The 23,476-nt window shown below is 66.6% G+C and carries 19 protein-coding genes and 6 pseudogenes; 11 read left to right on the plus strand and 14 right to left on the minus strand.

Translation table 11 applies throughout. The features are described from left to right. Positions 1 to 419: 419 nt before the first annotated feature. Positions 420 to 503 (plus strand): annotated as a pseudogene (locus tag ABZZ74_RS41545) (XRE family transcriptional regulator); the annotation flags it as partial. Next, positions 502 to 885, plus strand: a pseudogene (locus ABZZ74_RS41550) (hypothetical protein); the annotation flags it as partial. The pseudogenes ABZZ74_RS41545 and ABZZ74_RS41550, both read left to right, overlap by 2 nt. A 446-nt stretch (positions 886 to 1,331) precedes the next feature. Here ABZZ74_RS41550 and ABZZ74_RS41555 read toward each other — a convergent pair. From ABZZ74_RS41555 to ABZZ74_RS41565, 3 genes and pseudogenes are all read right to left on the minus strand, one after another. After that, positions 1,332 to 2,552, minus strand: a pseudogene (locus tag ABZZ74_RS41555) (IS3 family transposase). Between the two features lie 448 nt (positions 2,553 to 3,000). Further along, entirely contained in the window at positions 3,001 to 3,438 is a 438-nt protein-coding gene (locus ABZZ74_RS41560; protein ID WP_356949327.1) for an OsmC family protein, read from the minus strand. A 254-nt stretch (positions 3,439 to 3,692) separates the two neighbouring features. After that, positions 3,693 to 4,358, minus strand: coding sequence for an SsgA family sporulation/cell division regulator (locus ABZZ74_RS41565; protein ID WP_356949328.1), 666 nt, complete (start codon positions 4,356 to 4,358; stop codon positions 3,693 to 3,695). Positions 4,359 to 4,470: 112 nt separating this feature from the next. Between ABZZ74_RS41565 and ABZZ74_RS41570 the strand changes: the two are divergent. Further along, positions 4,471 to 4,683: pseudogene (locus ABZZ74_RS41570) on the plus strand (NAD(P)/FAD-dependent oxidoreductase); the annotation flags it as partial. A 353-nt stretch (positions 4,684 to 5,036) separates the two neighbouring features. On the opposite strand, the gene ABZZ74_RS41575 reads toward ABZZ74_RS41570, so the two are convergent. Both ABZZ74_RS41575 and ABZZ74_RS41580 read right to left on the minus strand, forming a co-directional pair. After that, entirely contained in the window at positions 5,037 to 5,672 is a 636-nt protein-coding gene (locus tag ABZZ74_RS41575) for a hypothetical protein (RefSeq protein ID WP_356949329.1), read from the minus strand. A 273-nt stretch (positions 5,673 to 5,945) separates the two neighbouring features. Continuing rightward, positions 5,946 to 6,812, minus strand: a complete 867-nt coding sequence (locus ABZZ74_RS41580) for an RNA polymerase subunit sigma (RefSeq protein ID WP_356949330.1) — start codon at positions 6,810 to 6,812, stop codon at positions 5,946 to 5,948. A 473-nt stretch (positions 6,813 to 7,285) separates the two neighbouring features. Between ABZZ74_RS41580 and ABZZ74_RS41585 the strand changes: the two genes are divergently transcribed. Both ABZZ74_RS41585 and ABZZ74_RS41590 read left to right on the plus strand, forming a co-directional pair. Further along, entirely contained in the window at positions 7,286 to 7,558 is a 273-nt protein-coding gene (locus ABZZ74_RS41585; protein WP_356949331.1) for a WhiB family transcriptional regulator, read from the plus strand. A gap of 224 nt (positions 7,559 to 7,782) precedes the next feature. Further along, on the plus strand, positions 7,783 to 9,399 hold the full coding sequence (locus ABZZ74_RS41590) for a cytochrome bc complex cytochrome b subunit (protein ID WP_356949332.1): 1,617 nt from the start codon (positions 7,783 to 7,785) through the stop codon (positions 9,397 to 9,399). A 169-nt stretch (positions 9,400 to 9,568) separates the two neighbouring features. Here the strand turns inward: ABZZ74_RS41590 and ABZZ74_RS41595 are convergent, their stop codons facing one another. The 3 genes from ABZZ74_RS41595 to ABZZ74_RS41605 form a co-directional block, all read right to left on the minus strand. Beyond that, entirely contained in the window at positions 9,569 to 10,066 is a 498-nt protein-coding gene (locus ABZZ74_RS41595) for an Ohr family peroxiredoxin (protein ID WP_356949333.1), read from the minus strand. Positions 10,067 to 10,296: 230 nt separating this feature from the next. Next, positions 10,297 to 11,193: an RNA polymerase sigma-70 factor gene (locus tag ABZZ74_RS41600; protein ID WP_356949334.1), complete on the minus strand. Its 897-nt coding sequence runs from the start codon at positions 11,191 to 11,193 to the stop codon at positions 10,297 to 10,299. A gap of 101 nt (positions 11,194 to 11,294) precedes the next feature. After that, a complete protein-coding gene (locus ABZZ74_RS41605) occupies positions 11,295 to 12,080 on the minus strand; it encodes a class I SAM-dependent methyltransferase (protein WP_356949335.1) in 786 nt (261 codons plus the stop codon). Positions 12,081 to 12,809: 729 nt separating this feature from the next. Here ABZZ74_RS41605 and ABZZ74_RS41610 point away from each other — a divergent pair. Then, positions 12,810 to 13,409 (plus strand): DUF5134 domain-containing protein, encoded by a 600-nt coding sequence (locus tag ABZZ74_RS41610; protein WP_356949346.1) that lies wholly within the window; start codon positions 12,810 to 12,812, stop codon positions 13,407 to 13,409. Positions 13,410 to 13,433: 24 nt separating this feature from the next. Here the strand turns inward: ABZZ74_RS41610 and ABZZ74_RS41615 are convergent, their stop codons facing one another. The 3 genes from ABZZ74_RS41615 to ABZZ74_RS41625 all read right to left on the minus strand — a co-directional run bounded on the left by ABZZ74_RS41615 (position 13,434) and on the right by ABZZ74_RS41625 (position 17,241). After that, complete coding sequence (locus ABZZ74_RS41615) at positions 13,434 to 14,825, minus strand: aldehyde dehydrogenase family protein (protein WP_356949336.1); 1,392 nt, start codon at positions 14,823 to 14,825, stop codon at positions 13,434 to 13,436. Next, positions 14,825 to 15,925 carry a phenazine antibiotic biosynthesis protein gene (locus ABZZ74_RS41620; protein WP_356949337.1) on the minus strand — a complete coding sequence of 367 codons (1,101 nt, stop codon included), beginning with the start codon at positions 15,923 to 15,925 and terminating at the stop codon, positions 14,825 to 14,827. Before ABZZ74_RS41620 ends, ABZZ74_RS41615 begins: the two co-directional genes overlap by 1 nt. A gap of 353 nt (positions 15,926 to 16,278) precedes the next feature. Beyond that, the gene (locus ABZZ74_RS41625; protein WP_356949338.1) at positions 16,279 to 17,241 is read right to left on the minus strand and encodes an SDR family oxidoreductase; all 963 of its coding nucleotides are present in this window, start codon (positions 17,239 to 17,241) and stop codon (positions 16,279 to 16,281) included. A 264-nt stretch (positions 17,242 to 17,505) separates the two neighbouring features. Between ABZZ74_RS41625 and ABZZ74_RS41630 the strand changes: the two genes are divergently transcribed. From ABZZ74_RS41630 to ABZZ74_RS41650, 5 genes and pseudogenes are all read left to right on the plus strand, one after another. Beyond that, the gene (locus ABZZ74_RS41630) at positions 17,506 to 18,240 is read left to right on the plus strand and encodes an alpha/beta hydrolase (protein WP_356949339.1); all 735 of its coding nucleotides are present in this window, start codon (positions 17,506 to 17,508) and stop codon (positions 18,238 to 18,240) included. 894 nt (positions 18,241 to 19,134) lie between these two features. Next, positions 19,135 to 19,368 (plus strand): annotated as a pseudogene (locus ABZZ74_RS41635) (ketol-acid reductoisomerase); the annotation flags it as partial. A 205-nt stretch (positions 19,369 to 19,573) separates the two neighbouring features. Beyond that, positions 19,574 to 20,398 (plus strand): hypothetical protein, encoded by an 825-nt coding sequence (locus ABZZ74_RS41640; protein WP_356949340.1) that lies wholly within the window; start codon positions 19,574 to 19,576, stop codon positions 20,396 to 20,398. 41 nt (positions 20,399 to 20,439) lie between these two features. Then, positions 20,440 to 21,402: a Dyp-type peroxidase gene (locus ABZZ74_RS41645; RefSeq protein WP_356949341.1), complete on the plus strand. Its 963-nt coding sequence runs from the start codon at positions 20,440 to 20,442 to the stop codon at positions 21,400 to 21,402. A 40-nt stretch (positions 21,403 to 21,442) separates the two neighbouring features. Beyond that, the gene (locus tag ABZZ74_RS41650; RefSeq protein WP_356949347.1) at positions 21,443 to 21,871 is read left to right on the plus strand and encodes a VOC family protein; all 429 of its coding nucleotides are present in this window, start codon (positions 21,443 to 21,445) and stop codon (positions 21,869 to 21,871) included. 217 nt (positions 21,872 to 22,088) lie between these two features. Here ABZZ74_RS41650 and ABZZ74_RS41655 read toward each other — a convergent pair whose 3' ends face one another. From ABZZ74_RS41655 to ABZZ74_RS41665, 3 genes and pseudogenes are all read right to left on the minus strand, one after another. Further along, a complete protein-coding gene (locus ABZZ74_RS41655) occupies positions 22,089 to 22,397 on the minus strand; it encodes a hypothetical protein (RefSeq protein ID WP_356949342.1) in 309 nt (102 codons plus the stop codon). A 146-nt stretch (positions 22,398 to 22,543) separates the two neighbouring features. Continuing rightward, on the minus strand, positions 22,544 to 22,978 hold the full coding sequence (locus tag ABZZ74_RS41660; RefSeq protein WP_356949343.1) for a cupin domain-containing protein: 435 nt from the start codon (positions 22,976 to 22,978) through the stop codon (positions 22,544 to 22,546). 117 nt (positions 22,979 to 23,095) lie between these two features. Next, positions 23,096 to 23,476 (minus strand): annotated as a pseudogene (locus ABZZ74_RS41665) (hypothetical protein); the annotation flags it as partial.

Raw genomic sequence — 23,476 nt, forward strand, 5'->3', positions numbered from 1 at the left:
AGCCGCGGTGACGGGGATGCCAACGGCAACCCGGCTCGTGGCACTCGCAGGTGCGCATGTATGACGGCAGGGCGTCGCGCCGGGCATTGTCCGGCCAGATGCTCGAGCGCTGCGGAGCGCGCGGATACGTCGGCGAGCAGCACGCCCCGGTGGTCGCACTGCTGACACACAAGCTGCGGCCCGCCAGAACCTGGCCGCAGTTCCACAGTCCAGGCACGCCGCGCTGCCGGGCGTGCTGTGCAAAGCCTCATAGGGCGCGCGCTCCTCCTAATTCTGCTTCCGCGCTCGTCGTCTGCTCAAGAGAGCGACGGCCGCACACGGTAGTGCAGACCTCTGCCCTCGCGCCCGCGCTGCGACCTGGAGAAATAGGGCAGAGTTCTGCACTGACAGGGCAGGGGTCTGCCCCGTCGGATGGTCGGGTGACGATCTTTCCGCCCGATCCGGACTTCGAGGCGCTCCGCCTGGAGCTCGCGCGCCTGCGGGCGGCCCGAGGATGGAGTTACATCAGGCTGCGCGTGGCCACTCCTTCCATCCGGATTTGGGCTCTCGGGCGGAACTGCTCTCCAGAGGTTCATCGAATGGTCCGAAGCCCATGTGTGGACGGCAGTGCGTCAACTACTCCGTGACGCGACTGGAAGCCAGGGTGGCCTGGACTGGTCGCGACACGCCATCGACGCCGTAAGCACGCGAGCAGCCAAGAGAGTGCGCAGACGGCGCTGAATCAGCCCGGTCGGCACCACTGGGTGGTCGAGAGAACGGTGTCCTGGCTGGCGGCCGACGCCTCCACCGCTGCTACGAGCGCAAGGCCGATCACTTTCTCGCCTTCGTCGGCATCGCCTCCCCCTCATCGGCTCCCGACGACTGATCGCCCTGTTCAGGGCCTGACCCGGTTCTGCTGCACGACGAAACAGGCCAGCCAGCCCCATCGAGTTCGCCAGGTCTGCCGCGTAGGCCGACGCTTCCTCGGCCGTGTTCCAGCTACGCGTAAAGGCCGGATCCGAGCTGAACGGCAACCTGATTCGCGGCCCTCCTTGTTGCGCTGCTCGTCGAGGTCGGCATGCGAGTAGGCCCATTGCTGGGCTGGCTTGCCGCACCGGCAGACGAAGGACGATGGGCGACCCACTTGACCTTCCGCACGTACCTGCCACTCGATACGACAAGACCGCAACCATCTGCCTCGCCAGCATCTTCATCTGGTCAGCACGATGATCCAAATGAAACGGCCGAGTTGGATTGAATGCCCAAGTGCGGCGGCACCCCTTGTGACCTGCGCTGCACCAAAGTGCCAACTACCTGGGCCTTCCCCCGTGTTGGTGGACACGCTTGGTTGATCACGCGGCGAGCGTGAGCTTAGCCGCGTGGTACCGGCGTTCGTATTCGTTGGGGCTGAGGTGGCCGTTGGCGGAGTGCTGGCGGTGGGTGTTGTAGCGGGTCAGCCAGGCAAATACCGTCCTTCCGCAGGTGCTGGCATCGCCGTAGTCGCGGGCGCCCCGGAGCGTCTCGCGTTTCAAGGACGCGTGGAAACTCTCGCAAGCCGCGTTGTCCGCGCTGGTGCCGACCGCGCCCATCGATCGGGTCACGCCGAGCCGGTCGCACAGGTTGGCGAAGACCCGGGAGCCGTACTGGGCGAGTTCAACCGGTCGTTGCAACACCGGGTTGTTGTAGTGAGCGTAGCTGTTCCTCGAAGACCTCGGCCGGGGTCTTCCAGCCGAGGATCTTGCGGCTGATGCAGTCCAGCACAGTCGCGAGATAGCGGAACTCCCCGCCTGCGAGCGGGAGATACGTGATGTCGCCCATGTATTTGCGCCCCGGCTCGGTGGCGGTGAAGTCCCGCTGGAACAGGTCGGGAACCTGTGAGGCCGCCGGGTCCGGGATCGTGGTGCGGACGCGCCTGCGCAGGCGGATGCCGGTGATGGAGAACGTCCGCATGATCCGGGTGACCCGCTTCTCGTTGACCCGCCGCCCTTTCTCACGAAGCTCGGCCGTTATTCGCGGCGAGCCATAGGCGCCGCCGGACTCGCCGTGGACCTCGCGGATCTCCTCGGCCAGGGCCCGGTCCTCCCGCTGCCGGGTGGCCCGAGCCTCAGTGCCGGCGAGCCACTTGTAGTAGCTGGACCGGTTCACGTCCAGAACCTGGCAGAGCAGCTTCACCTCGTAGGTGTTCCGGTGGTCGTCAACGAACTGGAAGCGGCTCCTCACCAGTTCGTCTCTCCGGCGAAATACTTGGCCGCCTTGCGCAGGATGTCCCGCTCGGTGGCGAGCTTGCGCTCGCTCGCCTCGAGCTCGGCCACCCGAGCCTCCAGCTGCCGGATGCGCTCGTCCGGATCGGCGGACGATGCTGCCTGCTCGGCGCGGGCCGCCGGCGTCCTGCCCACAGACGGGGCAGCGGCGGCGACACCGCGGCGTTCGCGGTCCCTCAGCACCCACTCACGCAAGGTCGCCCGGTTGATGCCCAGGTCGGCGGCGATGCTCTTGTATGTCGCCCCGGGCGTGGACGCGTACAGGGCCACGGCATTGGTCTTGAACTCGTCCGAGTAGTCCTTCATCGCCATCGGCGGTCTTCTCGCTTCCTCCGGATCAAGCAGATCCAGTATCAGCGTGTCCACCACTCAGGGGGAGGCCCCCCTCTCTGATTCCGTGCCTGCAGCCGCTGAAGCTACTTGGCATCAGTGCAGGTCACGAACGTTGCCTTGTGTCAACTATCGATCCTGGTCACACTGCTGTGACGAGGCTCTGTCACCCATTGCCGAGAGATGGAAAAGCACCGGGGCGCGGCTGGCCTTGAATCGGGTCTCCGACGGGGCGTTCATCGGCTGGTGCACCCTGAACAGCTGGAATCCGGACTTCCGCAGCGCGAGGCTGGGCTACTGCTTCGACGCTCCCCGAACCACTGATCACTGCGCCTCATCCAATCTCAACGACGAACCGTGTAAAGGCTCACATCTCGCCCTCTCACATCTAGGACCTGGGTACGGGCCGCTGTGGGAACCATGTTCCGAATCACCCTTCCGGCACAGCTTGTCTACTCGCCAGGCCGGGCTGACCGGTTGATCCCTGCCACACGGTGGAGACGGTCACCACCGAGACACTGTTTGTCAGCAGTCGGTGCACGGGGCAGCGGCCGGCCACTGCCAGTAGCCGTTCCGACTGGGAAGGTTCAAGTTCGCCGGAGAGATGGATCTCTTTGATGATCTCTGCGTCCGAACCGAACGTGAGGTCTACGTCGACCTGATGCAACGGCCAGCTGTGCCGGTCGGCATAGGCGCGTACGGCCATTGAGGTACAAGACCCAAGCGCCGCCAGGAGCAGCTCTCCTGGGGTGGGACCTGTGTCGGAACTGACGGGCTCCGATTCATCGGATCTCAGAAGGTGGGTGCCGATCACAACGGTGCGGGCAAGGCGTCTGCCCTCGCTGACAGAAACGGTGCGCGTGGACATCAGTAAACCTCTCTGGGGACGACAAACAATTTGCAACCTCCGCGCCCCTGGCACGGGCACGAACCTCGGCGCTACCAGTAAGACAACGCTCACCGTGCGGGTGTGACACAGATCCCCGGCAACGGGGGATCTCGTTCGCAGCGGCCGCGTCCTGTCGGTGAAAGACAGAACCGGCGGGACGTGCGGGAGCGCTCGACACCCGCGCCCGCCGGTCGTCACCCGTCGGTACCGATGAGTGTGGGCGGTGAGTCGGGTCATGTCTCGCTCAGGAGTCGGGCGGTGGCGCTTTGCATGTCCAGATAGCGCGTCTCTTCTCCCAGAGGTACAACCGCCAAGGTGCGTTCAAGGAAGGCCTTGATCACTATCGCTGGTGCGGCGACCAGGTCTGTCGAGTCACCCGAGTGCAGAGAAATGAATACAAGCTCGGCACCTCGGATCCTGGAGGGCCAGATCTGCACGTCGCCGAAACCACTGAGCCGCCGCAGACCGGACACCAGGAGTTCGCGGCCGAATGTCCACTCGACGGACCTGTCGGAGCCCACATTGAACTCCAGGCCCACTGAGAAAGGTTCGGCGCTGTCATACCGAAGATCTGTTGTCGCCTGCGGGTATTCTTGATCTTGAACTAGTCGTACGAGCGTGCGGCAGGTCACCGTCCCGCATCCGACGCCCGTGCGCTCCGTGTGGACACCTTCGTCGCGGTGGCTTTCCGCATCAGCACACCCGCGATCGTCGTCGTCGAAGGCGTTCCCGCTCATCAGTGTCATCCCTTCCTGTTCTTCCCGGACCGACGGGTACTCAGCACACCCGCCCAGCGCGGCGAAGTGCGCGTCGAATGAATCGAAGAGTTCGCACCTCTGCACCGGGTCGATCGGGGTACTGCGAGTCTCGGTGCGGTCAAGCTCTGAGACATCAGTCATCCGACTGTCGGAAGAGGGCGGGACGGTCGGACGCCGAAGCCTCTTGCGCCCGTGGTACCGAGCTCCGAGCCCGCAGTAGGGGCCCGCATGCCGCTGGGCCAGCCGGGCCAGCAACGCGTCGAACCCGACCGTGCACAATGACACGGACCTCCCCCTCGACGACCAGGGTCTCCTCCTCGTACGTCCCGACCTCCGCGTCGGCACAGAGGCGGACACAGTGTCAGACGTGTGGGCCGCGGGCGACGACGCGGCTGTCCCCGACCTGGCGGTAGGACGATCGGGAGCGTACACCGTCCCGAACGCCCAGCACGCGGTAAGACAAGGCGTGAGCAGCTCGAGGCCGCCGCCCCGTGAGCCAGCCGTTTGGACTCCCTGGTGCGGTGACCGACGGGAGGGGGACGCGGTCTGTTCCTCCGAAACGGAGGCCGACAGCGTAAATCGACGATGCCCTCAACCTGTCGGCCAACCAGTATGACAACATCGCACGGTGTTAGTGGGTATACTGATCACAACGTTCGCGACATCATGTTCGACACGGTCATCGTGAAGATGTCGCACGTTGGCACCGAGGTCTCAGAGCCGACCTGGTGCCGTGCTCCGGGTGCCGTCCTCCCCCCGTGGACGGTGCCCGGAGCCACGCTGACCAGGTGAGCGGCAAGGCTTGGTCGCCGGCGGGTCTCAGGCCAGCTTGGCGTAGAGGCCACGCCCCGTCCGCCGGATACGAGAAGTGCCTACCAGCCGGTCCAGGGTGCTGCGGACCGCGTTGATGCTCCCGCTGTCCTTGTCGCGGCCGAGAGCCGCCGCGACATCCCGGGCCCGCACGTCGGTGTCGCCGGCCCCCTCGAAATACTCCAAAATCTGTTCGGTGAGCTTGCCGTACTTCTTGTCATCGTCACCGTCATCGTTGGCGTGAGGCCTGGGGGTACGGCTGACCGCCTTGGCTCCGGCCGGGGAGGCGGAGTCCCGCGGACTCCGCCGACTCACCGCCGGCTGCTGTTTCTGGACACCACGTGTGACGGTGGCGTCGTCCGCAGATTCCGAGGAGGGGGTTCCCTCCTGCGGGGGCACGGGTGCTGAGGGGCGACGCCGTTTCGTGGACACCGCGGCCGCCGCGTCGGCTGCCTGCGGCTGGGCACCTCCGTGCATCAGGGCTTCGAGGGCTTCGAGAGCCCGCTGTACGGAGCCGAGATGTGCGACGACCGCAGCGAGCTCCCGCTCCAGCGCCTGCTTCTGAATCTCCAGGCGGGCCAGATCCTCTTGAAGGCTCTCGGCGGTGATCTCGATATTGTGCGCCGTGTGGCTTACGGAGACCATGTGTCCTCTTGTCCTCAATACGTTTGCGTGCTCGTCAGGCACACCTCTGGTGCCGCTCGCTCGCCCCATACGATGAGATGGATGCCCCTGAACATCATAGGCGGATCGCGTACACAGCGTCACCATCATGTACGGGACAGTCCGCAGTGGTCACTCAAACGAAAGACGGGAACGGGGGCCGACAGTACGGTCAGTCCGGGTGGCCCGTCCGAGACAGTGGCAGTCGGTGGCTGTCGACGCCCAAGACCGTGCCTGCTCCCGGGCCGTGCGGCACTACCGAGCGGCACTGGACCGGTTCCATGAACGGAGCTTGTCCGGGTTCAGGGTGACCCAGACCTGCACGACGTGAGGTCCGGCGACGTCCAGGCTGATGACCCCGGCGACCTGGCGGTCGTAACGAACGACAAGACCGGTACGTCCATTGACGGGATGGGTGTCCAGGGTGGTGCGAGGGTGCCGGGCAAGCAGCGTCAGCAGGCTGCGGGCGACCTGCTGTCTGCCGCGGACGGGCCGGACCAGGGCCCGTATCTTGCCGCCGCCGTCGAAGTAGACGGTCACGTCCGGTACCAGCAGGGACGCCAACAGCCCGACTTCCTCCGCCACGCAGGCGTCATGAACCGCGCCGGTCACCGCGTCGTGCTGCTGCGCCGTCGTGGGCCGTGCGCGCCGGTCCTGCAGACTGCGGCGTGCACGGTCGGTGAGCTGCCTGCATTCCGGCTGTGGCTGACCGCCGATGTCGGCGACCGTACTCCGCGCCGTCCCGAAAGCGTCGTTCAGTACGAGCGCCGCCTGCTCGGTCGGAGACAGGGACTCCAGCGTGTTCAGCATCACCTGATGAATTTCCTGTGACAGCATCTCGTACCGCTCCGACGTCAACTCGCCGACCGTAGGTGAATGCTCCTCGTCCGGTTGGGCAAGCCGGTCCACGCATATACCGCCGACGGTCTTCACGAGCCAAGCGCGCGGCTGCACGATCCGCGCCAGCTCATGATCGGACAGCCCGTACCACAGCCGATAGGCCTCATCGACGACGCTCTCAGGCCCTGGACCGTCGCCGAGCATCCAGTGCGCGACATCCAACAGGTGGTGCCGTTCCTCCGTCAGCTCCGCGATCGGCACCACCTGACCAACGGACTTCATGCGCATCCTCCCTCTCGGATCTACTTCAGCGGCTCCGCCGTCCTGTCGGCGGATACCTACTGTGACGAGTCCGCACCAGAGGAAGTTGAGCGGCAAACAGACGACGAGGCCCTGGTACGCGACAGAGACAGGACAGCCACAGACATTGTGACATCGGCACAACAGGCAGTGGAAGCATTGTTCACGGTAAAAAATGGCTACAGTGCGCCACCGAGCCGCTCCTGTGCGGCTGTCGCGATCGGTGGTCGACAGGCGCCCGGTGTCACATATACGCCGACCGCTCGGTCTCATCTGTCAGAGACCTGACGGGCGTCTACCACCGCAGCGGGAAACGTCTTCCAAGTGCTCAGGGCGCTTCGGAACACTGCGGTCCCGACGCAGGACGAGGCATTCGGCTCCTTGTCCGAGAGGCTCCCGCCGTACGACGAGTGAGCCGTTGGACCCTACGCATCTCGCACCGCAGGAGGTTCTTCGTGGACTGGCATGAATCGGCGATCTGCCAAGGCACTGATCCTGATCTGTTTTTCCCTGTCGGCAGTGCGAGCAGTGGCCCCACGCTCATCCAGATCGCTGAGGCGAAGGCAGTGTGCCACCGATGCCCCGTGATCGACCAGTGCCTGAGCTGGGCCCTCGACGCCGATCCGGTGGAGGGAATCTGGGGCGGCACCACAGAAGCGGAACGCCGGGCCATGAGGCGGGGCAGTGCGGCACGTGCCGGCCGGGCCGCGGCGAAGCCCGCAGCGTAATCGCGCGCGAACCGAGACGCCGTACGAGCCTGCAGACAGTGTGATCGGGCTGTCGCTCCTGGTCACCACGTCGGTTTGGGCACAGGTGTGTCACACCATCACTGGCCAACCGGTCGTAATGAGGACAGAGCATCAAAATCCGGCCAGGGACAGCCGTGGGCGAGACCCGGACCCGTTGCCTGGGACGAGAGTCGCTGCGGGTGATCAGGAATGAGTGATGAACGATGAGCAACGAGAGCAGGCAGGCCGCACCACAGCAACGGCGAAAAGGTGAGAGCATCGCCCGTTGGGTCGACAGCCGGCTGGGCACCCGTGGCGTGACCAGGGCTGCCGCGCGAAGGGTTTTCCCTGACCACTGGTCCTTCATGCTGGGGGAAATCTGTCTCTACAGCTTCCTCGTCCTCATCGTCACGGGCGTCTACCTTTCCTTCTACTTCCATCCCTCATCAGCACCGGTGCAGTACCAGGGAAGTTACGTCCCCCTCCAGGGTCAACTGGTGTCGGAAGCGTTCAACTCGACCATGCACATCTCCTTCGATGTCCGTGGCGGGCTGCTGATCCGGCAGGCCCACCACTGGGCGGCGCTGGTGTTCGTCGCCAGCATGTTCGTGCACATGATGCGGGTCTTCTTCACCGGGGCGTTTCGCAAGCCGCGCGAGCTCAACTGGGTGTTCGGCTTTCTGCTCCTGATCCTGGGCATGTTCGGTGGCCTGACAGGCTACGACCTACCAGACGACCTCCTCTCCGGCACCGGGCTGGCAGTCGTGAACGGCACCCTCCTCTCCGTACCGATCATCGGCACCTACCTGTCGTGGTTCCTCTTCGGCGGTGAGTTCCCCGGCGATGACCTGGTGGCTCGCTTCAACACGATCCACGTCCTGGTGATCCCGGCCGCCATGCTGCTGCTGATCGTCGCCCACGTGGTCCTGACGCTGCGCCACAAGCACACCCAGTACCCCGGGCCAGGGCGTACGGAGAAGAACGTCGTCGGCCTGCCGTTCAAGGTGCACGCCGTGAAGACGGCGGCATTCGGCCTCATGGTGTGCGGGTTCATCTTCGTCATCGCGGCGATCGCGCAGATCAACCCCATCTGGCAGTACGGCCCCTACCGGGCCGACCAGGTGTCGGCAGGATCGCAGCCAGACTGGTACATGGGCGTGGCCGACGGGTTGCTGCGCGTCATGCCTGGCTGGGAGATCGACGCCTGGGGCCATACCCTGGCCCTCGACAACGTCATCCCGCTGGGCGTGGGTGTCGGCCTCTTCCTCGCGCTCGGTGCCTATCCTTTCATCGAGTCGTGGGTTACCAGCGACGATCGAGAGCATCACCTCCTCGACCGCCCGCGGAACCGGCCTGTGCGTACGGCACTTGGTGCCGCGTGGCTGAGTGTTTATACCGTGGCCCTTCTCGGCGCCGCGAACGATCTGATTGCCACGCGCTTCCACGTCTCTGTCAACGCGGTGACGTGGGCCGTCCGTATCGGCCTCTTCGCCGTGCCCCTCGTCGTCTTCGCCGTGACGAAACGCTGGGCCCTCGCCCTCCAGTGGCGCGACCGGGAGAAGGTGCTGCACGGTCGCGAGACCGGCGTCATCAAACGGCTTCCGCACGGCGAGTTCGTCGAGGTGCATGAACCGCTCAGCCAGGAACAGCTGCACATCCTCACGGCGCATGAGCAGGACGAACCTCTTACTGCCGCCCAGGCGGGAAGCGTGAACGGCAGCCCCACCCGGGCGCAACGGCTGCGGGTCAGGCTCAGCCGGAGCTTCTACGGGGACGGAGCGCAGATACCCAAACCCACGGTGCAGGAATACAAGGAGATCACCAGCGGTCACCGGAGCTGACATATGGAGTGCCGGCTCACCCACAGGGTCCACGGTCAGCTCGCGATCAACGCGTCTCCACCGACAGCCCCAGCTGCCGATGCGAAGACGCCGTATGCCGCCAACGGCGGCCTACGGCGTCGGCATGGACACCCCCGGCGCGGCACGGTCCACAGTCGGCGCTGGTCCGCTACGGGGCCAGTGTGATGGTGGTCGGGGTTCCCTGCCACGCCATCCTGGCGTAGGGGCACAACGAGTCGGCTGTCTCGAGCAGGGGAGCCGCAATCTCGCGGTCGATGCCAGGCCACTCCACCACCAGATCAACCTGGAGCAGGTAGCCACCGTCTGACGGATCCCGCCCGAAGGCGACGGTTGCTTCCACGGAGATCGTGGAGGGGTCGAGTTCCTCCTGCCGGGCCACCAGACTCAGGGCTCCGTGGTAACAGGCCGCGAAGCCGGCCGCGAACAACTGCTCAGGGTTCGTGCCCTGTCCGTCCCCTCCGAGTTCGGCCGGCATGCGCAGATCGAGGTCCAAGGCTCCGTCCGACGAACGCGCCTTGCCCGAGGCCCGACCGTGTGAGACCACGCCGCCGTGGACAGTCACGGTCGTGGTGTAAATGGGAGAGAAGGACGCTCCGTCGTAGTCCTTCTCGATGGACAGATCGGGCAATGGGATCCGCTCGGTCACAGCAGGACTCCGGCATCGTCGCGGTACGCGCCTACCGGTGGAATGTACTTGCGGCGGGCCGGGCTGTGCGCCCAGCCGCAGGCACTGGCCGCCGTGCCGCTCATCACCATCGTCACGTTGTCACTTCCTCACGCTTCGTAGGATCCCGGATCCCGGACGACCTGTAGACCGATGAGTAACGACGCTTGTGACACGTGCCCAGCGACGGTCGCCCGACTACGGGGAAGCGGTCAATCGTTCAGCGACGCCACGTAGGGAGACAGTTTGGCCGGGTTCATCACCCACATGATCCGGTCGATGCCTTCCACCGACACATCCACGGACAGCAGGGCCACCGCTGCTCCGCCGGAGGAGATGAGAACGGCCGGTCGACTGTTGGCCTCGACCCACCGGATCTCCGACCGGGGCCAGAACCGTGGCGCGAACGCGGCGAGGTACTTGGACACGTGCACGCGTCCGAACACGGGGATCTTCGAGGCGCCACGAGTGCCGCCCCCGTCGGAGTAGCTGACGACGTCTGCGGTGAGCACATCCTCGAGCGCCGCGAGATCACCTGTCTGCGCAGCGGTGAGGAACACTCGCAGCAGGCGGCGGTGCTCGCTCGGGCTCACGCGTTCCCGGCGCTCGGCGGCCAGGTGCTTGCGCGCACGGCTCACCAGCTGACGGGCGTTGGCCTCGCTGATCTCCAAGATGCCCGCGATCTGCGGATAGGGGTAACCGAAGGCCTCCCGCAGGACGTAGGCGCCCCGCTCCACCGGGTTCAGCTTCTCCAGGAGTAGCAGCACCGCCAGTTCGAGCGCCTCAGCGCGTTCGGCGCCCAGCTGGGGGTCCTCAACGGTATCGACCGGCTCGGGAAGCCACGGTCCGACATATGACTCCCGCCGAACCCTCGCGGACTGAGCGAGGTTGATGGCCAGACGTGTGGTGATCGTGGTGAGGAAGGCCGTGGGCTCCACCACCTTCGTGCGGTCCGTGTTCTGCCACCGCATCCATGTCTCTTGAAGAATGTCCTCCGCCTCCACTGTGCTGCCGAGCAAGCGGTAGGCGATACCGAAGAGCTGCGGACGTGCCGTGAGGAAGTCTTGTGTCGCCCGTTCGAGGGAGTTGGCGTCGGCCTCGGCGTGCATAGGTGTCCCTTCGGCTGCAACGCCACCATGTTACAAGTCGCGGAAGCCGAGTGTGTCTGCGGCTCGGGCACACGCTTCCCGTCCCACCGAGCGTGACGGAGTCATTTCGGGTGGGGACCGAGAGTCATCGCCAGCACGGCCGGATCCTCCCACGTCGGCTGGGGTACGAATCCGTGAGCTTCCAGATCCTTGATCATCTCCGTGCGAGATGTCGGCCACATCCAGAAGGTCTCAGTGTGCTCGCGCAGCAGGAACCCACTCTCCCGTACCCAGTAATCGAAGCGTGTGCGGATTCGGTCCCCCTCCGCCGACAGCACCATGCGGCCTCCGTACTCGTGCCGCCCGATTCGTTGCTCCGGGAAGTGACGCTCAGTCACCTCGTCGGGAAACAGCCCCGACGGCGGAAGCTGAAGGAGCAGTGAGCCACCCGGAACCAGGGCGTCGGCGAGAGCCGGCCACAGAACATGCCGGGTGGAGGGTGACAAACAGGCGATCATGTTGTGACAGATCGCGAGGTCCGCCACTTTTCGGAGCCCCGCCTCGCCGAGAGTCGTGGGATGGACGGTGACCCGAGCCCTCAGATCGGCGGGCAGCGAGGCCACGCGCGTCATCAGCGGTGTCCGCATGGCGTGTGCGGGTTCGATGGCGTGTACGTCCACCTGAGAGGCGACGAGGCTCATCAAGGTCACACGTCCCGTGCCGGCTCCGACATCCAGTACACCGAGTCGGGCGTTTTCCACAGCGCGGCCGTAGAGACGACGCACCTGTACCGCGTCGTGCTCGGCCTGAAGGACGTCGTAGAACTCGGCGCTGACCGCGTAGTCGTCCTGGCGAACCCGGACCGGCCGTGAACTGTGTACAAGGGTGCGCATATCCAGCAAGACCAATCGTGTGCCGTACCTGTGACACTCTGCTGGAGCAGGTCAGAACCGCGTTGGGGTTTCCGGTGCAGGGGGCGCGCATGGGATCCCATGGACGTCGTGCGTCGACGCGGGATGGATCAGCACTGGCGCGACATGTCCGCCGTCCGCATGGTCGGTCGGGCGCGACACGACGTCCACGGACTCGAAGAACGGCGCGGCACGCACGAGCGAATGGGGGATGGGGGAGCGCCGTGCCAACTCCTCCTGAACCGCTTTCGCACGCAAGTAGCCCCCGTGCAAGGCCGGCCCCCACGACGAAGAGCGCCACGTAGTGACTTTTCCGCATGGGAAAGACGCATCGGTGAGGTCGACGACCATCTCGGCGCTGCCGTGACACGGGCACGACGTCCACCCCGCGGTCCCGGAGGCGGCCAGCAGTTCCGGAACCGGCCAGGCCGGTGGCCCCGGCAACAACTCAGCACGCAGGGAGCACGGCGGAAGGAGAACGGGTGGCGGCCACTCATGTCACAGATCCACGTCCTGCCCGGTCATCACTTGCACAGCGTTCATGAGCCGGGCAATGCCCCCTCTGTGACACCAGCACGACGACGCGTTGACGTGGGCGCAATCCGCTCGGTGGGGACGATCACGCGCATGCCCCGCCTGCAGTCGCCATCGCTCGCACACGCCGGTTCCTGAAGAACCGGTCGATTCCCTAGGAGAGTGCGCCAAGGCATGAGTCCCTCCGACACCGTGTGCTGCTTGCTGACAGCCCTTTTCGTGGCCGCGGCTGTCCACGGACTGCGTCGGGGCCTGCTGTCCGGCAGAACGGGATGGCGCGCCCGTGTCGATCACCTGCTGCATGCCGCGATGGCCCTCGTCATGGCGGCGATGCCGTGGGGCTTGGCCCGAGCGGTGCCGGCGGCGGCGCAGATGGGCTTCTTCGCCGCCGCCGCGTTGTGGTTTCCGCTGACCGCTGTCCGCCGCCAGGAATCCGTACTCGCCGCGCAGGCCAGGAGGCTGCCCCAAGCGGCGGAGATGGCGGCAATGGGCTGGATGGCATGGACATCCCGCTCCATGGCGGGTCCGTCGCACGAGAACCTGGCCGACGGCCCTGCCCCGGCACGGCATCTCGCCCATTCCGCAGGGGACTCAGCCGTCGGTGACGTGGTCGTCACGATGCTGGTGCTGTACCTCCTGGGCTGTGCGCTGCAGTCGCTGACCCGCGAGATGCCCGCACTGCGCTCCACCGCCGACGGGAGAGACACCGGAACCGAGACGGATCCCTACGGCCGCTTCTGGGACGGGTCGATGGCCCTGGGGACGGTCATCATGCTGCTCATGCACCACTGAACGGACACGACGGCCGCCCCCGTCTCACCGCGCGTCGAAGACGGCTTTGCTGCGCATCAGGAAATCCGAGAGGTAGCTGTCGTGGGGGACTCCCGGAGCCATCCAGTAGGTCGGCTGATCGCCGACGTACAGGTTGGCGATGGTCGGCTCCGACAGTAGGGCGTCCAGCAGTTCCCCGTCGTGCGTCAGAGCCGACAGCACGAGCGTGTCCCTCAGCGGAACAATGCCGTCCGACCGGCTCCAGGGTGCGACCCACACGCAGGGGAAGGGCAGTTCGCTGCGCAGCTGGACGGCGTCGGCGCTCGCGGTCTGGTGGACGGCGGGGCGCAGTACGGCGCTGCCGTCGCCGAGATCGTCGGCGATCCCGTCTCCGCCGAGCCAGGCGCGCGTCCCCGCGGCCACGGTTCCCAGGTATGCGCTGAGGGCGTGCGCCCGCTCGCGCGTACAGACCGGCAGAACCGCCCTCTCGTCCTGCGGAGGGAGGCTGGGCAGTGCTGACAGGCGCGCCGCGATGGCCTGGGCAAGAGGTGCTGGATCGCCTTCGAGGAGGACTGCGGTGGCGTTGACACACGCGGTTCCGCCTTCGTCGGCGACAGACGCCACGATCGTGTCCAAGTGGTCACGCCAATCCGTGTCCGCGGTGATGAGGATCTTCGACCGGCCGGGTCCCTGCGGCAGGACGCCGGGATCGTTCGCGTACTTGGCGACCACGTCGTCACCGCCGTACACCAGGGCCCGGTCGGCGTCGCGGACCACGGTGTCGGCGGTCCGGTGGTCGGTGGGCAGCAACACGAGCTGGTCGTCTCGTACCCCGGCCTGACGCAGCGCCCCGACCAGCCGGTACGGGGTGAACGGCTCACGCCTCGACGGGCGGACGGCGACGCGGTAACCCAGCGCCAGCGCCTCCAGCCACAGACGGTGAACGCCGGGATGGTTACCGGAGGCGTTCACGGCGAACACGTCGCCCTGACGCACCCAGACCGCGTGTCCCTCGCGGACGGCAGAGTCGCGCAGACCGTCGGCCGCGCCCACCGGCCTGCCCCGCCAGGCGGACGAGCGGGCCTGCCGTACGAAGCGAGCCGTGCCGTCGGTCGCGGCGTGCACCACCGACAGGGGGGTGCCCGACGTCCGGCTCACGAGTCGCTCGTACTCCCGCACGTTCAGACCGCCTATCGTGCCGGAGGCGAACGCGTCGGCCGCCGCCGCGAGCAGACCGTCGAGGTCGGCTGGGGGCATCGGCCCGGCCTGCCGCAAGGCGGCCATCGCCCGCGTCACGAAGAGCGGCGGTACCAGGCTCAGCCGCGCGACCTCGGTGCCGGCCACGTCCGTCACCGAGCTCGGAACACGCGTCCGATAAGCACCCCGAGGGCCCAGGGCGTCCAGGTGGATGGGATCGGCCACGTTCACGGTCGTCATCAGTAGACGCCTTCGATCACCGTCTGGCCCTTGACCGTGGGTACGGGCGCGACGTCCGCTACGGCGTCGCCCGCGTGGCCTTCGTCCGGACGCACCCGCAGCGCGGTGTCCCGCTCCATGTTGTTCGGGATCAGCATGGACTTGCTGACGTGGCTGACCACCACCTGACCGCGTTCGCCGACCTCCACCCGTTCCCCGGTGCCGGGATCCACCACTGACAGGAAGACGTACGGCGACACCGGGTCGAACACGCACGGCTCCGAGGTGGTGAGACCGACCCGCTCCATCAGCGCGGTGAGCATCAGGGTGTTGCCGTACATGCCGATGACCGGCACATCGGGGAAGACCTCGGTGCTCAACAGCTCCCGCGTGTCGGGGTCCATGTGCGTACCGCCCCAGATGACGGCCTTGGCACTGCCGTTGATCATCTCGACGAGACCGTCCTCCCGGGCGAACCGCTCCAGCAGCGGGGTGGTGGCCGCGATGACGCCGATGTCCTGGCTGAGGAGGATGCGCCGACACTGATCGACGAGGTGGTCGGTGTAGGCGTCGACCTCGTCGGCCCGGCCCGCGGCGACCAGCTTCCTCACCCAGCGGGGGTCCATGTCGACGCTCAGGCCGACGCTGCCGAGACCCGCCGCCGCCCGCTGCAGCACGTCTCCCACGAGGTGCGGCCCAGTCGGCGCCACCGTCAGCCACAGACCGCCGTCGGGCAGCCCATGGGCCCTGAGACGTCGGTTCACCTGCTCAGTACTGTGCCGCATCCAGTCGTCCAGCTGGATGACGCGCTTGGGCGCTCCGGTCGTCCCGCCGCTGTCGAACACGTTCAGCAGCCTGGCCCCGGATCCGTAGCCCCTGGGGATGAGATCCGCCACCCGCACCCCCCGCAGTTCGTCCGCCAGGTCGGGAAACAGGACCAGGTCCGCCACGCCCTTGACGTCGTGCCGGGGGTCGAAGTCGAGCCGTTCGGCCCGGTCGAGCCAGTACCGGGAACCGGTCGCGGGGTCGAAGTGCCACCGCATGGCCGCCCGGACGAATTCGTCCGGGTCCACGCGGTCTAAGGGACCGGTATCCAGAATGGTCACTGACTCGTCCACCATCGCAACGTCCTTTCTCGAAGCCCGTGGGGCCTGTGCCGGTGCGGGACAGGACCGGCGCGTCCAGCACCCACGGGACAGGCTCATGTCTGTGCCACCCCGCAGCAGTGATGCGCCGGCGCACCACCCCGATCACCAAGTCCGTACACCCGTGCCGGGTACGGCATGTTCCGTACTCCCTTGGTGCACCAGGCCTGACGGCCACGTCCCCACTTACAAGACCGGGTTCCTCGGGTTTGTGTGACACCCGACGTACGGGGTGAGGAAAGGTGCGAACTCCGCCCGGACCGAGCTGCCTTACGGTCCGTCAGGCATGCTTCCGTGTCCTGGGCCGGTCGATGTGGGCGCCCAGGCAGTCACGCTGCCCCTGGTCCGTCGGATGCCTTCAGACCGCTCGCGAAGGTGACTTGGGTGAGGCGCTCGGACAGCTGCCAGAGCCGGGATGCGTCGGCCTCGCTCCGGGCCGATTTGTAGAGCGCCAGTTCCGTGGGACTGCCCGTGAACTGGCCCACGCCGTCAGGGCCATACAGACGCCCGCCTTTGGCTTCCGGGCTCGTCGCCGCGTACAGCAGCGGACGCAGGCCGGCGTCGACGGAGTGCACGAAGACACCCCAGCGTGCGAGCCGCCTCATGATCGCCGCGTGGGGCGCGGGACGGGCGCGGCCGAGGTTGGGCCCGGCTGCGTAGAGATTGGTCAGAGTCGTACCGGGGTGGGCCGCGTTGCTGACGAGGCCCCAGCCGCCTGATGCGCTGCGCCGCTCCAGTTCGACAGCGAACAGCAGGTTGGCCAGCTTGGACTGTCCGTACGCACGCACCGGGGAGTACCGCTTCACACCCTGCGGGTCGTCCCAGTCGATCCGGCTGTTACGCGCGGCGCTGCTGGTCACCGTGGTCACACGAGCCCGGCCGGCCCGCAGTGACGGCATCAGCCGCCCGGTGAGGGCCACATGACCCAGGTAGTTGGTTCCGAACTGCAGCTCGTATCCGTCCTTGGTCGTGTGCCGCAGCGGCGGCGCCATCACGCCCGCGTTGTTGACGAGCAGGTGGATCGGCCTGCCTTCCTCGTTGAGCGTGTCGGCGAGGCCCTCCACCGACGCCAAGGAAGCCAGGTCGAGGTTGCGAAGGGAGATCCGCGCATCCGGCACGCTCGTCCGGATCTGTTCGAGGGCGGTGGTTCCCTTGGCCATGTTGCGTACCGGCAGGATCAGCTCGGCGCCGGCATGAGCGAGGCGTGTGGCCAGCCCAAGGCCGACGCCGTCGCTCGCCCCGGTGACCACGGCCAGCTTTCCTCGCAGGTCGGGCTCCGTCATTTCGTTCATCACACACTCCTGGTCGGGCGGTACGTCCGGGTCACCAGCGTCCACGCGGCGCGCGGCCCGATCCATGTGCTGATTGACCATGGATCAATCGGACATGACATGAACCAGGGCACCATCTGAAGAAACGACCCGAAGTCGATGAGGGCGACAACACCGTGTGACACGATGTTGTTCCTGGCAATATGGTTGCCGGGCACCTCACGCGAGGTACGGCTGCTCGTCCCACGGCAGTCGACCCATCTCCGATCGACGAAGGGCACCCCCATGCCTGCCATCCTGATCCACGGCGTCCCCGATACCCACCACGTGTGGGACGACGTACGTCGGCACCTCTCCCGGACCGACGTGGAAGCCTGGGACCTGCCCGGGTTCGCCGCCGCCCGGCCGGACGACTTCGGATCCACCAAGGAGGAGTACGTCAGTTGGCTCATCGACCGCTTGGAGCGGATCGGTGAGCCTGTCGACCTGGTCGGTCACGACTGGGGCTGCATATTCACTGCCCGTGTCGCGTCCCTCCGACCCGATCTCGTGCGTACCTGGGCCGGGGGCAACGGTCCGATCAGCTCCGACTACGTATGGCATCCGCTTGCCGTGACATGGCAGGACCCGGTCGAAGGCGACCGCTTCATGAACGAGCTGCAAGCTGAGTCCTTCGCCGACGACTTGGTAAAGGGCTTCGATGTCCCCGTCGAACCGGCCAAGGAGATGGTCAGCCGCGTGGACGGGGTGATGAAGGACAGCATCCTCAAGCTCTACCGCTCCGCCGTGACCATGGGGGCGGAATGGGAACCGGCACTGGCGAACGTGTCCGCGCCGTCTCTCGTGTTCTGGGGAGCGCTCGACCCCGCCTGCCAGATCGAGTTCGGTGAGAGGCTCGGCGCGTCCCTGCGCGCCTCCAAGGTCGCCAAGCTCGATTGCAACCACTGGCCGGTGCTCGAGCGGCCGGCAGAGGTCGCCGCACTCCTGGAGGCCCATTGGGCGGCCTTCCCCAACAGCTGACGCGTACGGGGGCGGGACCGCCCATGGGCGCCTGGAGCGGAGGGAGCAGGCTCATCCCCTCGACGCCGCACGGGGATCTTGTACGGGACCTGACCCGCGCCCGAGCACAGCGTTCAAAGTGAGTGTCGTGCCCGGCGAGGACGCCCTGCCTGACGCGTTCGGCCAGTCGGGCGCGGGCCGCTTCTCAGCCGCTTCGCGAGCAGAGTGCCAGGATCGTCAAGGGTGACATGTCGTAGAGCCGTCGAGCCACGTGTGACACACGTCGTCGGAGTCGGCGACGCTGTGCCGGAGGCCGTCGCCCGGGTCAGCCCGCTTCTGAGCCTCGGCGAAGGCCGCCGAACGGCGTAGGTGCCGTAAGGCCGCGGAGACGGCTTCGATACGCGCGTCCACCGCATCGATGGCCTCTCGGAGCACACGCTCGTGGGCTTCCAGTAGGGCGGCTTCTGCCGCCAGCGTGGCTCCGATCGCGGCATGGTCCGAGCCCGGGTCGGGGTTTCGCGGCATCTTCTGTCTTCCTCGTGCTGGAGCCGGGAGTCCGGCAAGTCCCAAGTGATGCGGGGGCCGTGGAGACTGCGGGGCGCGGGTGCGCCGGTTGGCGCGCCGACATGGATCTGGGTCGCCGGCCACACTCGCTCCCTCCCTCGCCGAGAGGCTTCCCAGGCCGCTGGCGCAGGGGCCCTCACATCTCATGACCGAGTAGCTGGGGAGGCTGTGACAGGTACATCAGCTGCCGGATTCCGACCCCTGATTCAGCGGAGCCGGGTGGGGGCATGGCCAAGAAGCTCGTAATGGCGGAACCCGGCTGTTCCTCGCGGTTCCTTTTCGGGCCACAGGCAGTCCAGGACCGAGGCGGACGGTGGGAAGAGCGTGGAAGGGACCGCCGCACGGGCGAACCACGGCTTCAACATCCGCTTCGGCTTCGTCAAGGCCCCGGCCGGCGTGGACGTGTGCATGGTGGCACCCAAGGGCCCGGGCCACCTGGTGCGCCGTCAGTACGAGGAGGGCCGCGGTGTCCCCTGTCTCGTAGCGGTGGAGCAGGACACCTCCGGCAACGCCTTCGCGCTGGCCCTGTCGTACGCGAAGGGCATTGGTGGCACCCGCGCCGGCGTCATCAGGACGACCTTCACGGCCGGCTGTTGTCTTCGAACTGTTCAGCCGGTGAGGCGTGGGCTGCCGCGTCAATTGATCTCTGCCGCGCGCTGGGGACAGGTTGACACTTGCCATGCAGTGATAGTGTGGAAACCACTGTTGTGTTCCGAGCGGATCGTGTGACTGCGGCCGTCCGAGACGTCGAGCAGAGTCCCTTGAGACCGGCATGGAAGAGAATCGAGCAATGACGACACTGCATCTCACTCTGCTCGGCGCGGTCCGCGAACTCGCGGCCGCGGAGCTGCCTGCCGTCGTCTCCGCCCACAATGGCCGTTCTTTGCGCCGCTTCGCCCTGGAGCTCCATGTGCCGGACGAACGGCACGAGGAGCTGGACGCCGACCTCCAGGCGGCCTCCACGGCCGATGGACCGCACATTCAGGGGACGGACGCGACCTGGCGCGTGTCGGAGGGCTGGACTGCCGTTTCCCAAGGACGCAGACCCGAGATCTACATCTACAGGGCGGAGATCCAGGAGGTGGAGGAGCTCCACGTCTCCGCTCTCGAGATCGAAGGACTCACGCTCGTTCCGATCAGGTACAGAGAGGACGTCAGCGAGGAGACGATCACGGCGACGTTCGTCACCGAGGTGTCCGACGAGGACGATGAGCGGCTGGAGGAGCTTCTCAGGAAGCCGCATGAGTTCTTCGACGTCATCCGCCGCGGCATCAGTGACGAACCTCTGCGTATGCGCTTCGGGCGCCGCGTGTGGCAGCGGGCCGGGGAAGGAGCCCGTCGTCACAACCTGGTGCTGATCGCCGATGAGGACACGTCACAAGCGGCGCCCGAGCCTCTTGCTCTGGTGAACCAACCGCAACTCGACCGGACCATGGAGAAGGCGTGCGCGAACACCAATGCGCTGGCCCTGCTACTGGAAGAGCTGCGATCCAAAGGCGTCCTGGACAAGGACGCCTTCCACGCGATCAAGCATGCCGCTACCGCGCATCCGTTGACTCACCAGGAGAAACGCGAGTTGTCCCGGACCGATCGTCTGGACGACTACTGGCGTTGATGACACATCTGCCGCTGCCGGCGGGTGGAAGGGAAACGCTCATGACCGGAGACGTCGCGGAACCGGTGCCTCAGATGGTTCTGTCCCCGCTGACCAGTGCGGCGATCTTTCTCGTCGTGACGATCGACAGCGGCGGCGAGACCATCGTTCGTGAGCTGCTGTCGGACATCGGCTCGCTGGAACGGGCCGTGGGATTCCGTGCCCAGCCCGACGGCAGACTGAGTTGCGTCGCCGGCATCGGTTCGCACGCCTGGGACCGCCTGTTCTCCGGGGCGCGTCCGGCCCGGCTCCATCCCTTCCGGGAAGTGAACGGCCCGGTGCACCGAGCCGTCGCCACCCCGGGCGACCTGCTCTTCCACATCCGCGCCTCCCGTCTGGACCTGTGCTTCGCGCTTGCCACGGAGATCATGAACCGACTGCGCCAGGCAGTGACAGTCCAGGACGAGGTGCACGGCTTCAAGTACTTCGACGAACGTGACCTGCTCGGCTTCGTCGACGGAACGGAGAATCCGACGGGCCCCGCGGCGCACGCGGCGGTGGTCGTCGGTGACGAGGATCCGTCCTTCTCGGGCGGGAGTTACGTCGTCGTGCAGAAGTACCTGCACGACCTCGACGCGTGGGAGGAACTGTCCGTCGAGGCGCAGGAGAGAGCGATCGGCCGACGGAAGCTGTCCGACGTGGAGCTCGCCGACAACGTGAAACCCGCGGATTCACACGTCGCCCTCACCAGCCTCACCGACGCGGACGGCAGAGACCTCGAGATCCTCCGCGACAACATGCCCTTCGGCGCCGTGGGCCGTGCGGAGTTCGGCACGTATTTCATCGGCTACGCCCGCACCCCCGAGGTGACGGAGACGATGCTGGAGCGGATGTTCCTGGGCACGGAGTCGGCGCCGCACGACCGCATCCTGGACTTCTCCGTCCCGGTGACAGGCTCCATGTTCTTCGCGCCGGCCGCGGACTTCCTGGAGGACCTTCCCGAGCCACCGACTGCTGGGACTTGACGACGACACCGTTTCTCCGTCCGTGAAAGTGATGACGACAGTGGATTTCAAACTGGAAGTTGTGGTTCTGCCCGTCTCCGACGTCGACCGGGCCAGAGCGTTCTACGAGGCGGTGGGGTTCCGCCTGGATGCCGATCACGTCACCGATGACACCTACCGGGTGGTGCACATGACACCCCCCGGCTCGCCGTGCTCGATACTCTTCGGCGTCGGGGTCACCACTGCCACTCCCGGTTCGGCGCAGGGGCTCCACCTCGTCGTTTCCGACATCGTGAAGGCCCACGAAGAGCTCCTCGACAGGGGGATAGAGATGGGCGGGATCTTCCACGACACGAGCGAGATATTCCACCGCTGCACGGATGAGAGGCGGATCAGCGGCCCTGATCCGCAACGTCGCAGCTATTGCTCGTATGCGGAATTCAGCGACCCGGACGGCAACGGATGGGTGCTTCAGGAGGCAACGAACTGAACCCGGCCGTTCTGTTCCTGGTGCCGGCTGTCGGAGACCGAGCCGGCGCGGGTTCACCCGCGCCGGCTCAGGTGCTCGGTGATCCAGCTCGGCTCGGGAACGTCCGGGCGCGCATCCCCTCATGGGCGCCGGTAGGGGACGAAAGCGGGGGACCCGTCAGCTCGCCTGCCGTGCCACGACGACCCGGGCCGATTGCTCCGTCTGTTTGCTCGGTCCGTCAGTGGTGGTGCGTCGCCGAGTGAGACTCGCCGTCGTCGGACCCGGACGTCGTGTGGCGCAGCCTCTGGAGGGTCTTCGAGATCGACTCGATGCGTGCGTCCACCGTGTGGATGGCCTCTCGGAGCTGGCTCAGCCGCCCTTCGAGCAGGGCGGCCTCTGCCGCCAGCGACGCGGTGGCGGCGGCGGGATCGACTTGCCGGTCGGTCTCTCGGAGCATCTTCCCGTCCTCCCTCGGTTCGTGCCGGAGCTCTGTCGGCGGGCTTACAGCGATCGCCCGAGTGCGTCGACCGACCTGGGTCCCTGCCATGCTGCCTCCTCCTCGCTGCGGGGCTCGGGTGGATGCCACCGCAAGCTGCTGACACCCGATTGACCGGGCAGCGGGAGGAGCTGTGACAGCTGTCGGCCATCGGCCGCGTCCCTACGAAGGACGCGGCCGTAGTGCGGCGCGTTGGGCTACTGGAACGTGCAGCCGGGGTTGGGGGCGTCCTCGGCGAACGGGGCGCCGTGCGGCAGCACGTAGAGGACTTCCAGGACGACGTCCGTCGTGCCGCGGTTCTGGCCCAGGTGCACGTGGTCCGCGCCCGACGGTTCCTTCAGGGAGCTGCCCTTGTCGTAGACGCCGTCGGATGCGCACGTGGCATCGAAGTGGTTCAGCGTTCCCTGCTTGACGTATGCGTACAGGGTGCCGTCGTGGTAGTGCCAGCCCGTTCCCTGGCCGGGCGGAATGGTGACCTCTCGGAGGATGTAGTCCCGGTCCCCGATGGTCTTCTGGGCAAGGACCTTGCCGGTCACGCCGGGACCTCCGGGAGTCGCCTGGGCGACCGCGGAGGTGAGGGAAAGCGCGGTGCACGCTGCACCGACAGCTGCTGCACGCAGCATGTTGCGCATGATGATGCCTTTCGGGGCGCGAGGATGTGCTGACTGCACAGGGGGGAGGTCACTTGGGAGTGTGTTTGACAGAACACACTGTAATGCCACTAAGTGTGAGTAGTGCGGCGGCACAGTTCAGGGCGCGTGGGCTTCGCGATGTGCTACGACGAGGGACGCACCGATCAGAAGCGACGCGATGACGCCGGTGCACAGTACGGCGATCGTCGTGAAGGTGGTGGCGAGGACGGCGAGTGCCGCGACCGGGGGAAGGACGTCGGCCTTGGTGGGCAGTTGCGCGCTCCGCCGGTGAAGCAGCCACACGCAGGCGATGAAGACGGCGACGGGCACCGTGTAGGTGGCCGCGGCCTGGACGTCGGTGAGAGTGCCATGGTCGGTGAGATGGGCGACGTTGACGGCTAGTTGTTCTGTCTCGGGAGGTTGTGGACGGGTGAGCCAGGTCTCAGCTGAGGGATCTTGAACGGGTGAGGGCCTTCCCGTTCGGTGTGGATTGCGACG

Origin of the sequence: Streptomyces sp. NPDC006476 (genome assembly GCF_040612015.1) — a bacterium.
Lineage (GTDB): Bacteria > Actinomycetota > Actinomycetes > Streptomycetales > Streptomycetaceae > Streptomyces > Streptomyces griseorubiginosus_B.

Excerpts from the sequence above, each read along its gene's own strand:
- ABZZ74_RS41560 (WP_356949327.1), bottom strand. The coding sequence starts at position 3,438 with ATGTCCACGCGCACCGTTTCTGTCAGCGAGGGCAGACGCCTTGCCCGC.
- ABZZ74_RS41565 (WP_356949328.1), bottom strand. The coding sequence starts at position 4,358 with ATGACTGATGTCTCAGAGCTTGACCGCACCGAGACTCGCAGTACCCCG.
- ABZZ74_RS41575 (WP_356949329.1), bottom strand. The coding sequence starts at position 5,672 with ATGGTCTCCGTAAGCCACACGGCGCACAATATCGAGATCACCGCCGAG.
- ABZZ74_RS41580 (WP_356949330.1), bottom strand. The coding sequence starts at position 6,812 with ATGAAGTCCGTTGGTCAGGTGGTGCCGATCGCGGAGCTGACGGAGGAA.
- ABZZ74_RS41590 (WP_356949332.1), top strand. The coding sequence starts at position 7,783 with ATGAGCAACGAGAGCAGGCAGGCCGCACCACAGCAACGGCGAAAAGGT.
- ABZZ74_RS41600 (WP_356949334.1), bottom strand. The coding sequence starts at position 11,193 with ATGCACGCCGAGGCCGACGCCAACTCCCTCGAACGGGCGACACAAGAC.
- ABZZ74_RS41615 (WP_356949336.1), bottom strand. The coding sequence starts at position 14,825 with ATGACGACCGTGAACGTGGCCGATCCCATCCACCTGGACGCCCTGGGC.
- ABZZ74_RS41620 (WP_356949337.1), bottom strand. The coding sequence starts at position 15,925 with ATGGTGGACGAGTCAGTGACCATTCTGGATACCGGTCCCTTAGACCGC.
- ABZZ74_RS41625 (WP_356949338.1), bottom strand. The coding sequence starts at position 17,241 with ATGAACGAAATGACGGAGCCCGACCTGCGAGGAAAGCTGGCCGTGGTC.
- ABZZ74_RS41630 (WP_356949339.1), top strand. The coding sequence starts at position 17,506 with ATGCCTGCCATCCTGATCCACGGCGTCCCCGATACCCACCACGTGTGG.
- ABZZ74_RS41640 (WP_356949340.1), top strand. The coding sequence starts at position 19,574 with ATGACGACACTGCATCTCACTCTGCTCGGCGCGGTCCGCGAACTCGCG.
- ABZZ74_RS41645 (WP_356949341.1), top strand. The coding sequence starts at position 20,440 with ATGACCGGAGACGTCGCGGAACCGGTGCCTCAGATGGTTCTGTCCCCG.
- ABZZ74_RS41655 (WP_356949342.1), bottom strand. The coding sequence starts at position 22,397 with ATGGCAGGGACCCAGGTCGGTCGACGCACTCGGGCGATCGCTGTAAGC.
- ABZZ74_RS41660 (WP_356949343.1), bottom strand. The coding sequence starts at position 22,978 with ATGCGCAACATGCTGCGTGCAGCAGCTGTCGGTGCAGCGTGCACCGCG.